Annotated in this window: 7 protein-coding genes and 1 tRNA gene; all 8 read right to left on the bottom strand. The window is 67.4% G+C overall.

Annotated elements, in window-relative coordinates:
- Positions 1 to 11: 11 nt before the first annotated feature.
- The 8 genes from ABDW21_RS14195 to dnaA all read right to left on the bottom strand — a co-directional run bounded on the left by ABDW21_RS14195 (position 12) and on the right by dnaA (position 11,378).
- Positions 12 to 85: transfer RNA gene (locus ABDW21_RS14195), tRNA-Ile, on the bottom strand.
- 54 nt (positions 86 to 139) lie between these two features.
- Positions 140 to 964, bottom strand: a complete 825-nt coding sequence (locus ABDW21_RS14190) for a DUF3566 domain-containing protein (RefSeq protein ID WP_343602984.1) — start codon at positions 962 to 964, stop codon at positions 140 to 142.
- Positions 965 to 1,035: 71 nt separating this feature from the next.
- The gene (gene gyrA, locus ABDW21_RS14185; RefSeq protein ID WP_343602983.1) at positions 1,036 to 4,110 is read right to left on the bottom strand and encodes an intein-containing DNA gyrase subunit A; all 3,075 of its coding nucleotides are present in this window, start codon (positions 4,108 to 4,110) and stop codon (positions 1,036 to 1,038) included.
- A 31-nt stretch (positions 4,111 to 4,141) separates the two neighbouring features.
- Entirely contained in the window at positions 4,142 to 6,172 is a 2,031-nt protein-coding gene (gyrB, locus tag ABDW21_RS14180; RefSeq protein ID WP_343602985.1) for a DNA topoisomerase (ATP-hydrolyzing) subunit B, read from the bottom strand.
- Between the two features lie 305 nt (positions 6,173 to 6,477).
- Entirely contained in the window at positions 6,478 to 7,041 is a 564-nt protein-coding gene (locus tag ABDW21_RS14175) for a DUF721 family protein (RefSeq protein WP_343603280.1), read from the bottom strand.
- Entirely contained in the window at positions 7,038 to 8,186 is a 1,149-nt protein-coding gene (recF, locus tag ABDW21_RS14170; protein ID WP_343603281.1) for a DNA replication/repair protein RecF, read from the bottom strand. Before recF ends, ABDW21_RS14175 begins: the two co-directional genes overlap by 4 nt.
- 7 nt (positions 8,187 to 8,193) lie before the next feature.
- Positions 8,194 to 9,393, bottom strand: a complete 1,200-nt coding sequence (gene dnaN, locus ABDW21_RS14165; protein ID WP_343603283.1) for a DNA polymerase III subunit beta — start codon at positions 9,391 to 9,393, stop codon at positions 8,194 to 8,196.
- A 476-nt stretch (positions 9,394 to 9,869) separates the two neighbouring features.
- Positions 9,870 to 11,378: a chromosomal replication initiator protein DnaA gene (dnaA, locus tag ABDW21_RS14160; RefSeq protein ID WP_343710595.1), complete on the bottom strand. Its 1,509-nt coding sequence runs from the start codon at positions 11,376 to 11,378 to the stop codon at positions 9,870 to 9,872.
- Between the last annotated feature and the right edge of the window lie 454 nt (positions 11,379 to 11,832).

Raw genomic sequence — 11,832 nt, 5'->3', positions numbered from 1 at the left:
ACACATGGTTGTGGGCCTAGGAGGACTCGAACCTCCGACCTCTTCGTTATCAGCGAAGCGCTCTAACCGCCTGAGCTATAGGCCCGCGCGCACACGGACGACCGACGAGAGTACCGCAACCGGCGCCCGCTCCCCAAAACTAATCCCGGTCGGCCAGCGTCACCTCGATGCCGCCGATCACGTCCGTGGTCAGGTTGTAGACGAACGCGCCGAGGGTGGCCATCGCCGTCAGCAACACGATGTTCACCAGGCCGATGAGCACCGCACCCCCGAAAATGGTGCCGCTGGAGACCAGCTCGGTGCTGCCGCTGGTGTTGTTCAGCAGATCGCCGACATTGCTGTTCAGCTTGCTCCACACGCCCATTCCGCCGAGCACCAGATACAGCAACGCCACCGCGATCATCCACACGAAGAACAGCGCGACCGAGAGCAGCAGCGAGACTTTCAGGGTGCTCCACGGATCGATGTGCCGAACCTGCATGCTGGCCCGCACCGGCCCGCGCCTGCGCACCGTCACCTGGCTGCGGACCGGCGGCCGCCCGGTCGGCGTCTCCGGGGCACGATCGGGCACGGGCGTGCGCGGCACGGGCCGCGGCGCCGCCGCGGACAGATCGGGCAGCTCGCTCGCGTAGGCATCGCTGGGCCGGCCGTCGGTGCGCGCCAGACCGGCGTCGTGCGGCGACGGCGTGGTCTGCGCCGGCGGCGCGCTCGGCGCGGCGGTGCCCGGCGCGAAGCCGCTCGACCGGGTGTCGGCGACGGGCGCACGGCCCGGCGACCGCGGATCGTGCTCCGGTGCGTGGCGCTGCGCGGCGGGCGGTCGCGCACCGCGCTGCCACGGCGGCACGTCGCCGGCGTCGGACACCCGTCCCGTGGCCGGCGCCGGCCGGCGCGCGCCCTCGGTCGATCCGTTCGGGTTCGCGCCGTCGCCCGGGTCGGGGCGGCCCTGCTCGTCTGGTGCGCTCACCGCCGGCTCCTCACCTCGTCCCGGCCGCCGCGGCGTTGTTGCCCGGCTGACACCACATCGACCAGCCGAGTCTAGGTGCCCGACTCGTCGTCGGCTTCCGCCGCCTCGGCATTGCGTGCGATCGCTATCAGCGTGTCGCCGTCGCCGAGGTTCATCAGCCGCACGCCTTTGGTCTGCCGCCCGGCCCTGCGGACCTGGCGCGCCGCGGTGCGGATCACCCCGCCCCCGGAGGTGATGGCGTACACCTCGCTGTCGTCGTCGACGATCAACGCCCCGACCAGCTTGCCGCGGCGGGGGTCGTACTGGATGGTCAAGATGCCCTTGCCGCCGCGGCCCTGCGCCGTGTACTCCTCGATCGCGGTGCGTTTGGCATATCCGCCGGCCGTCCCGACCAACAGGTAGGTGCCTTCACGAACGACGTTGAGCGACAACAGATAATCGTCGGCGTTGAACCGCATGCCCTGCACCCCGGAGGTCGCGCGGCCCATCGGCCGCAGCGCCTCGTCGGTGGCCGAGAACCGGATGGACTGGCCGTTGGCCGACACCAGCAGCAGGTCGTCGTCGGCCGAGCACAGCACCGCACCGACCAGCTCGTCGCCGCCGCGCAGGTTGATCGCGACGATCCCGCCCGAGCGGTTCGAGTCGAAGTCGGTCAGCCTGGTCTTTTTCACCAGGCCGTTGCGGGTGGCCAGCACCAGGTAGGGGGCGTCTTCGTAGCCGCGGATCTGGATGACCTGCGCGATGCGCTCCTCGGGCTGGAACGCCAGCAGGTTGGCCACGTGCTGGCCGCGTGCGGTCCGCGACGCCTCCGGCAGCTCGTAGGCCTTGGCCCGGTACACCCGGCCGGCGGTGGTGAAGAACAGGATCCAGTCGTGGGTGGAACACACGAAGAAGTGCGCGACGATGTCGTCCTGCTTGAGGCCGGCGCCCTGCACGCCCTTGCCGCCGCGTTTCTGGCTGCGGTACAGGTCGGTCTTGGTGCGCTTGGCGTAACCGGTCTCGGTGATGGTGACGACGACGTCCTCCCGGGCGATCAGGTCCTCGTCGCTGACCTCTCCGTCGGCGGCCACGATCCGGCTGCGGCGGTCGTCGCCGTGCCGCTCGACGATCTCGGCGAGCTCGTCGCACACGATGCCGCGCTGCCGCTCCGGCTTCGCCAGAATGTCTTCCAGGTCGGCGATCTCGGCCTCGATCTTGGCCAGGTCCTCGACGATGCGCCGGCGTTCGAGGGCGGCCAGCCGCCGCAGCTGCATGTCGAGGATCGCCTGCGCCTGGATGTCGTCGATGTCGAGCAGCTCGATCAGGCCCGCTCTGGCGACGTCGACGGTTTCCGACGCCCGGATCAACGCGATCACCTCGTCGAGGGCGTCGAGCGCCTTGACCAGCCCGCGCAGGATGTGGGCGCGTTCGTTGGCCTTGCGCAGCCGGTAGGTGGTGCGGCGCACGATGACGTCGAGTTGGTGGTCGACGTAGTGCCGGATCATCTGGTCCAGCCGCAGCGTGCGCGGCACTCCGTCGACGATGGCCAGCATGTTGGCGCCGAAGCTGGTCTGCAGCTGGGTGTGCTTGTAGAGATTGTTCAGCACGACCCTGGCGACGGCGTCGCGTTTGAGGTCGACGACGATCCGCAGTCCCACCCGGTCGCTGCTCTGGTCCTCGATGTTGGCGATGCCGGCGAGCTTGCCGTCGCGGACCTGCTCGGCGATCGAGGTGATGAAGTTGTCGTGGTTGACCTGGTACGGCAGCTCGGTGATGACCAGCGACGAGCGGCCCCGCGCGTCCTCCTCGACTTCGACGACGCCGCGCATCCGGATCGAACCGCGTCCGGTGCTGTAGGCGTCGGTGATGCCCTGCGAGCCGACGATCAGCCCGGCGGTGGGGAAGTCGGGGCCTTTGACCCGCTGCGTGACCGCGGCCAGCGTCGCCGCTTCGTCGGCGTCGAAGTTGTCCAGGCACCAGAACACCGCGTCGGCGAGCTCGCGCAGGTTGTGCGGCGGGATGTTGGTGGCCATCCCGACCGCGATGCCGCCGGACCCATTAGCCAGCAGGTTGGGGAACCGGCTCGGCAGCACCGTCGGCTCCTGCACGCGGCCGTCGTAGTTCGGTGTGAAATCGACTGTTTCCTCGTCGATTTCACGCAACATCTCCATGGCCAGCGGGGTGAGACGCGCTTCGGTGTTGTGGCTGACGAACCCGTTGGTGACAAACGCGTGGTCGGCTGTGTCGACGCGGAGGCTGTAGACGGGCTGGACCCCGGCGGCGGTCACGGACGTGACCCGGGCGTAGCAGAAACGGCCGTCGGTCAGTTCGGTGGCGATGTCAGCGGCGTCCGGGTCGCCTGGATGCGCCGCCAGGAAGGCTGCCAGCCCCGGCGCACCGTCGACTGTGCAGCTTGTGGGCGCAACGCCGCCCGATTCGCGGCCAGAACCTGCACAGTCAACGCGCACCAGATGGTCGCCGGGAGTGATCTCCTCGATCAGCTTCCACAGCAGGGTCGGGATACCACCGATGTCGACGACGCACAGCAGCGGATGGTTGGCCGTGCCGGTGACCTGCAAACGCTGCGCGGTGCGCACGGTGTAGACCGGATGCGCGCCGGAGTGGAACAACCGGTCGGCGACGACAGGATCGCCGTGCCGGCCAAGCACTTTGAGGTCGATGACGTTGTCGCTGTGCGGGATTGCGCCGGGCACGATGTCGGCGATGCGCACCGACTGCCCGTCCGGCAGGGCAATACGCACGTCGCCGGTGACGCAGTAGCGCATCGCGGCCGGCGGGTCGTTGCCCGGTGAGCCGAAGTTGCCCTGACCGTCGACCAGCGGGTAGCGCAGCGACCAGGGTTGGGCCATCCGCACCAACGTGTCGTAGATCGACGCGTCGCCGTGCGGGTGGTAGTTGCCCATCGTCTCGGCAACCGAGCGGGCGGATTTGGCGTGGCTGCGGTCGGGGCGGAACCCGGAGTCGAACATCGCGTAGAGCACCCGGCGGTGCACCGGTTTGAGGCCGTCACGGACCTCCGGCAGCGCGCGGCCGACGATCACGCTCATCGCGTAGTCGATGTAGCTGCGCTGCATCTCCTGCTGGATGTCGACGGGCTCGATGCGATCGGTGGCGTCGCCGCCCGGCGGCAGCGTGGTGTCTGTCATCTATTCCTCGTTCGCGATGGGGTGGGGATGATTAGACATCAAGGAAGCGAACATCTTTCGCGTTGCGTGTGATGAAGCTGCGGCGGGCGTCGACGTCCTCGCCCATCAGGATGGAGAACAACTCGTCGGCGGCGGCGGCGTCGTCGAGGGTGACCTGGCGCAGCACCCGCACGGAGGGATCCATCGTGGTTTCCCACAGCTCCTTGGCGTCCATCTCGCCGAGGCCTTTGTACCGCTGGATGCCGTCGTCCTTGTTGATCTTCTTGCCCGCCGCCAGGCCGGCCTCCAGCAGGCCGTCGCGCTCCCGGTCGGAGTAGGCGAACTCCGGTTCGCTGCGCTGCCACTTCAACTTGTACAACGGCGGCTGCGCGAGGAACACGTGCCCGTTCTCGATCAGCGGGCGCATGAAACGGAACAGCAGTGTCAGCAGCAGTGTCGAGATGTGCTGGCCGTCGACGTCGGCGTCGGCCATCAGCACGATCTTGTGGTAGCGCAGCTTGGCGATGTCGAACTCGTCGTGAATCCCGGTGCCCAGCGCGGTGATGATCGCCTGCACCTCGGTGTTCTTCAGCACCCGGTCGATGCGGGCCTTTTCGACGTTGATGATCTTGCCGCGCAACGGCAGGATCGCCTGGAACATCGAGTCGCGACCGCTCTTGGCTGAGCCACCGGCCGAATCACCTTCCACCACATACAGTTCCGAGCTGCGCGGATCGGTGGAGCGGCAGTCGGCCAGCTTGCCGGGCAGCCCGCCCAGATCCGTCGCGCTCTTGCGGCGCACCAACTCTCGCGCTTTGCGCGCGGCGATGCGGGCCTGCGACGAGGACACCGCCTTGTTGACGACGGTCTTGGCGTCGGTCGGGTTGGACTCGAACCAGTGGGTGAGCTGCTCGTTGCACACCTTCTGCACGAACGACTTCACCTCGGTGTTGCCCAGCTTGGTTTTGGTCTGGCCCTCGAACTGCGGTTCGCCGACTTTCACCGAGATGACCGCCGCCAGACCCTCGCGGATGTCGTCGCCGGTCAGGTTGGGGTCCTTGTCCTTGAGCAGCTTGCGGTCCTTGGCGTACTTGTTGACCACCGACGTCAGCGCCGCGCGAAAGCCTTCCTCGTGGGTGCCGCCCTCGTGGGTGTTGATGGTGTTGGCGAAGGTGTGCACCGACTCGGAGTAGCCGGCGTTCCACTGCATCGCAATCTCCACCTCATGCCCGGGCCCCTTGCCGGAGAAGTCGACGATGCTGGCGTGGATGGGGTTCTTCGTGCGGTTGATGTGCTTGACGAAGTCGACCAGGCCGCCGGGGTAGTGGAAGACCCGGTGTTTGACCTTCTGCGTGGTCCGTTCCTCGGCCTGATCGCGTGCCGACTTCGGCGCGGCGGCCGTGTCGCTGACGACCTCGTCGACCACCTCCTCGGCAGCGACCCGCTGGTCGACCAGTTCGATGGTCAACCCCTTGTTGAGGAAAGCCATTTCCTGCAACCGCCGGGCCACCGTCTCGAAGTCGTACTCGGTGGTCTCGAAGATGTCCGGGTCCGCCCAGAACCGCACCGTGGTGCCGGTCTTCTTGGTCTTCTCGCCCTGCTTGAGGGTGCCCGGCACCGAACGGTCGTAGTGCTGCGACCATTCGTAACCGTCAACGGAAATTTCCACCTCCAGCCGGGTGGACAAGGCGTTGACCACCGAGACGCCCACCCCGTGCAACCCGCCGGACACCGCGTAGGCGCCATCGTCCCCGCCGAACTTGCCACCGGCGTGCAGCTGTGTCATCACCACGTCGACGGCGGGAATGCCCGTTGCGTGCATGGCGACGGGGATGCCCCGGCCGTTGTCGGTGACTTCGACGCCGCCGTCCTGCAGGATCGTCACGTCGACTTTGTTCGCGAAGCCGGCCATCGCCTCGTCCACCGCGTTGTCGACGACCTCCCAGATCAGGTGGTGCAGACCCCTCTCGCCGGTCGACCCGATGTACATGCCGGGACGTTTGCGGACCGCTTCCAACCCTTCGAGTACCTGAATGTCCCCGGCGTCGTAGGAGTTGCGGGCCTTCTTTTGGGCAGCCACGATCGGAACGGTCTCCTCGGGGTTGGGTGCACCCGGTCCAGTCACCGGCGCGAGGTCTCCGTCAGTCTACCGGTAAAGCCGCCCCGCCCTTGTTCTCTGAGGGTGTTTCTGCACAGCTCTGCGCGTCGTGCGCGGAATTTCTCGCGGCAGTCGGCGTGATGACGCTTGCCGGACGAAACGGTTCCGATCTGGCCGCCCTGAGACGACGGCTGCGGCGGTCACCCGTAGGTGTCACGTAGCCTCCCCGAGCGTGAAGCCAGGTTCACGGTCGCACGCTTAGCGTGAACCTGGCTTCACGCTCGGGGCGGTCACCCGTAGGTGTCACGCGGCCCGCGGCCGGCGATGTGCCGCGGCCCCTTGCGCCACGACGGCGCAACCGGTCCGGTGATCTTCAGCGCGGCAACGACACCGTCGCCGACCTCCGCGGCGATCTTCGCCAGCAACTGGCGCTGCATCAGGCGCAACTGCGTCGCCCAGGCCGTCGACTCGGCGGACACGCTCAACGTGCCGTCGCGCAGCGCGGTCGGGACGGCGTGCTCGGCGATCTGGTGCCCGACAAGGGCGGGCCACTGCCCGAACACCGCCCCCTCGGCGACTCGTGCCGACCAGCCGTGCCTCTTGGCCACGTCGCGCGCGGCGCGGCCCAACGGTTGCGGATCGCGGCTGTCGGGTCCGGGCCCCGACCAACGGCGCCGGCCCGTCGCGCCCGCCACCCGCCGCGCTGCGGGCAGCCGCCGCCCCCGCCCGACGTCTTTGCCCTGGCTGCGTGCGGCGCCGCGGGCTTCTTCGAGGGTGCGCCGCACCAGGTCCATCCCGGTCAGCCCGCGCAGGTGCTCGGGGGGGTCGACGGGCGGCCGGCCACCGCCGGTCATATGGCCACCGCGGAGACACGACCGCCGTCGTCGTCACGTACGGCGATGCCCACCCACCTGGCGTCCCAATCCGCGGGAACGTCCTCGGCGACCGCCGCCGTCACCAGAACCTGCTCCGCGGATGCCGCCGCAGCGGCAAGTGCCCGCCGGCGCGCGGCGTCGAGTTCGGCGAACACGTCGTCGAGCAACAGCACCGGCTCGCCGCCGTCGGCGCGCAGCAGTTCGTATGCCCCGAGCCGCAGCGCCAACGCCATCGACCACGACTCGCCGTGACTGGCGAAGCCTTTGGCTGGTTGTTCGCCGAGCCGCAGCTCGAGATCGTCGCGATGCGGGCCGACCAGGCAGACCCCGCGGTCCAATTCGGCACTTCGGCGCCGCAGCAGCTCGGCGACCAGCGCGGCGCGCAGGGCTTCCACGTCGTGATCCGCGCCGGGCACCGGGTCGATGCCGGCCCGGTAGCTCATCGACGCCGAGCGGGATCCCGGTGCCAGCACCTGATAGGCCTTCTGGACCTGCGGCCCGACCTCGTTGACCAAAGCTGTCCGGGCCGCCATCAGCTCCGCGCCGTGCCTGGCCAGGTGGCCGTCCCAGACGTCAAGGGTGTCGAGCACCGCGCGCTCACCGCGATGGCGCGCGCCCGACGCCGTCTTGAGCAGTGCGGTCCGCTGGCGCAGCACTTTCTCGTAGTCGGCGCGCACGCCGGCGATCCGCGGCCGGCGCAGGGTCGCCAAGTCATCGAGATAGCGCCGGCGGTGTGCAGGGTCACCCCGGACCAGCGCCAAGTCCTCCGGGGCGAACAGCACCGCCTGTAAGACACCGGCGACTTCGCGCGGACTGTGCACCGGGGCCCGGTTGAGCCGGGCCCGATTGGCCTGACCGGCACGAATCTCCAGGTCGACGGCGCACTCCCGGCCGTCGCTGACCACGATCGTCGATACCACCGCGCTCGACGCGCCCACCTGCAGTAGCGGCGCGTCCGTGGCGACCCGATGCGAACTCAACGTCGACGAATACCACAGAGCCTCAAGGAGATTCGTCTTGCCGTAGCCGTTGGGAGCGACGAAGACCGTCCGGCCCGGCGTCAGGTCGAGGTCGGCATGTGCCCAGGACCGAAAATTCCGCAGGCCCAGATGACGGACGTACACGCGAACCCTAACCGGGGAGGCGGACCGGCATCAACAGGTACACGTAGTCGCCGGGCACCGCCGGGAACGGGCCGTCGTCGACACGCTGGGTGTCGTCGTCGGCCGCGGGACGCAACACCGCCGGCCTGCTGGGGGTGGTGAAACCGAACAAGACGCGTTCGGCGTGCAGCGATCCCAGTCCGTCGGTCAGATAGGTCGGGTTGAACGCGATGGTGAGCGGCTCACCCGCGAACTGCACCGGCAGATCCTCCTCGGCGCGACCGACATCGTCGGCACCGGCCGAGAGCCGCAACACGTCCCCGGAAAATTCCATCCGCACCTGCGCACCCCGGTCGGCCACCAACGCAACCCGCCGGATCGCCTCGGTCAACTCGGCCACGCCCATGGTGGCCACCGCCGTGTGCTCGCTGGGCAACAACTGACGGAACTTCGGGAATTCGGCATCCAACAGCCGTGTCGTGCTGCGTCGCGCGCCGCCGCTGATCCCGAGCAACCCCTCTGTACCCGCCGACGACCCGGCACCCAGAGACAGTCGCACCTCGGTGCCGTCGCTCCCGGTTTTCGCGACCTCGGCGAGTGTCTTCGCCGGCACCAACACCGCCGCCGCCGCATCCGCGGACGCCGCCGACCAGGTCAGCTCCCGAACCGCCAACCGGAACCTGTCCGTCGCAGCCAACACCACCGTGTCACCTGTGATTTCAAGCCGGATACCGGTCAACATCGGCAACGTGTCGTCACGGCCGGCCGCGACCGCCACCTGACCGATCGCCTCGGCGAACAGCTCGGCCGGCAACGTTCCGGTGTCCTCGGGTAAGACCGGCAAAGTGGGATAGTCCTCGACGCCCATGGTCGGCAGGGAGAATCTTGCGCTGCCGCACCTCAGCGACACCCTGCTGCCATCCACGCGCACGTCGACGGGCTGATCCGGTAACGCGCGGGTGATGTCGGACAACAACCGGCCGGACACCAGAACCTGCCCCGGCGAAGCGATTTCGGCAGCCAACCGCGCCTCGGCGGACACTTCGTAGTCAAAACCACAAATCGTCAGCCCGGATTCGGAGCCCGTCAACAACACCCCGGCAAGCACCGGCATGGTGGGCCTGGTCGGTAGGTACTTCGCCACCCAGGACACCGCATCGGCGAAGTCGTCGCGCCCCAGGCGAAACGTCAAGTCGGTCAGCCCCGCGCTGCTCGTCGCCACTTCCATAGCGTCCCTTCATCACCTCGAACAGCACGGTTCGTCGCCCGGCCACCACCGGTGAGCGACACCTGGCATCACCGGCCCGGATACGGCGACCGTAAACGGCGGCGGAACTCCCACCGTAGAGCCTTTGGTGCCACTGTGAAGGTTAAACAACCGTAGTGACACGGGTCGCACCCGGTCACGTAGAGCGGGCGGTCCCCAGCTGCTCTTTGAGAAGAAGACATCACAGAGACAGATCAATAGCAGTAATAGAGCCTGTTAATGATGGGGATAACACGTGTTGGGCCTGGTAGGGGGTGGAATGCCCTGTGCAGAGCAGCGGTCGCGGGTCCGCGGGCCTGTGCAGCGGGTGGGGATCGCGCACGGGTGTGCACGATTGCGCGTTTCCCGGCCGCCGGTGTCGACAGGTTGTGCACAGTTGATGAACATCTCGTGGCGGATCCGGGCGGAGAGCTGATCTGTCATCCGGGCTCGCGACGTCAGCGCTTGGAGCGCTGACGGATGCGGGTGGTCAGTTCCTTGACGTGATCGAAAACCTCACGACGCTCGGCCATCTCGCTGCGGATTTTGCGGTCGGCGTAGATGACGGTGGTGTGGTCACGACCGAAGGCCTGGCCGATCTTGGGTAGCGACAGGTCGGTGAGTTCGCGGCACAAATACATGGCGATTTGCCGTGACTGGGCCAAGGCGCGGGTTTTACCCGGTCCGCGAAGTTCCTCCACGGTCGTTTCGAAGTACTCGGCGGTGGCCGCCATGATGGTGGCGGCGCTGATCTGCATGGCTCCCGCGTCGGCGATCAGGTCACGCAGGACGATTTCGGCCAACGCCTTTTCGATGGGTGTTTTGTTCAGCGAGGCGAAAGCGGTCACCCGGATGAGCGCGCCTTCCAGCTCACGGATGTTGCGTTCGATGCTGCTGGCGATGAGCTCGAGCACGTCGTCGGGAACGGCGAGCCGGTCCATCTGGGCTTTCTTGCGCAGGATGGCGATGCGGGTCTCCAGTTCGGGAGGCTGGACGTCGGTGATCAGCCCCCATTCGAACCGGGTCCGCAGCCGGTCCTCGAGGGTGGCCAGCTGCTTGGGCGGACGGTCGGAGGAGATCACGATCTGCTTGTTCGCGTTGTGCAGAGTGTTGAACGTGTGGAAGAACTCCTCCTGGATGCCCTCTTTGCCCTCGATGAACTGAATGTCGTCGACAAGCAACACGTCGACGTCGCGGTAGCTGCGTTTGAACGCCACTTTGCGGTCGTCACGCAACGAGTTGATGAAGTCGTTGGTGAACTCTTCGGTTGAGACGTACTTCACGCGCATGCCAGGGAACAGGCGCTGGGCGTAGTTGCCGGCGGCGTGCAGTAGATGCGTCTTGCCCAGCCCCGACTCGCCCCAGATGAACAGCGGGTTGTACGCCCGTGCGGGCGCCTCGGCGATGGCCAGGCTGGCGGCGTGCGCGAACCTGTTCGAGGCCCCGATGACGAAGGTGTCGAACGTGTACCGCTGGTTCAGGCTGGTGCTGCCGCTTCGGATGGGATCGTCGTCGGGCGGTTGCTGGGTGAAGTACGCCGGCCAGCTCTCCCTGGCGCTTGCGAGGGCTTCGCTGTCGTCGTCGACTTCGTCGGCATCGGTGTCGGTGTCGGAATCCTCAACCGGCGGCGGCCCAGCATCGTCGGGGTCGTCGGCGGACGGTGGCGCGATGCGTACCCCGAGTTCGATCGGATGACCGAGCCGGCGGGTGAGTGCATCGGTGATCTGGGTGCGAAGGTGACGCTCAATCTCGTTCTGGACGAAGCTGCTGGGCACTAACAACAGCGCGAAGCCCTCGACGATGGTCAGCGGCTGTACGAGGTTCAACCAGGCTCGTTGTTGTGGCGTCAGTCCGCTGCCCAACGGGTCGCCGTTGGTCGCGGAGCCATCCTCCGCGGACACGCCGTTGAGCTCGGATACGACGGCGTTCCACACGGCGGTGAAGCTCGAACCGGGATCATCGGTCAATGAACGATCCCCCTGAGCCCGAACCGACGTAGCAGCTTCGTAGGCGACGACGAACTGTCCACATGGTTATCCACAGGTGTGGACAGCGCGGCGGTCGCCGCGTCTCAAGTAGCCCATGCCACGTACAGCATCGGCGCTCTTTGGTGCGGGTAGACATCGTCGGCCCAGGAAGCCGACACGTCGTCCTCGCATCACCGTCGCGTGCCGCTCCAGGATGAAACGGCCCGAAAACTACACCGCACGAAGTTAACAGGTTTGTGTGCGGGTGCCAACCGTTTCACAACATTTCGGTGTGCTTGGCTCCCGACATCGCGGCCGGGCGTGACAGGTGGGACGTGAGTAAAACACCGGAGCGGCCCGGGCCGAGGGGATCAGGTCGAGGTGCCTCACGTAAAAGTGAGCGCGAAGTAGATGGCTGGTGCCTCACGCATGGTGAGCGCGTGGGGGGCTTGCG

Origin of the sequence: Mycobacterium sp. (assembly GCF_039583805.1) — a bacterium.
Lineage (GTDB): Bacteria > Actinomycetota > Actinomycetes > Mycobacteriales > Mycobacteriaceae > Mycobacterium.
The sequence above is the reverse complement of the archived record's forward strand: the minus strand, read 5'-3'. Positions and strand labels throughout refer to the sequence as shown.

Excerpts from the sequence above, each read along its gene's own strand:
- gyrA (WP_343602983.1), bottom strand. The coding sequence starts at position 4,110 with ATGACAGACACCACGCTGCCGCCGGGCGGCGACGCCACCGATCGCATC.
- ABDW21_RS14175 (WP_343603280.1), bottom strand. The coding sequence starts at position 7,041 with ATGACCGGCGGTGGCCGGCCGCCCGTCGACCCCCCCGAGCACCTGCGC.
- dnaN (WP_343603283.1), bottom strand. The coding sequence starts at position 9,393 with ATGGAAGTGGCGACGAGCAGCGCGGGGCTGACCGACTTGACGTTTCGC.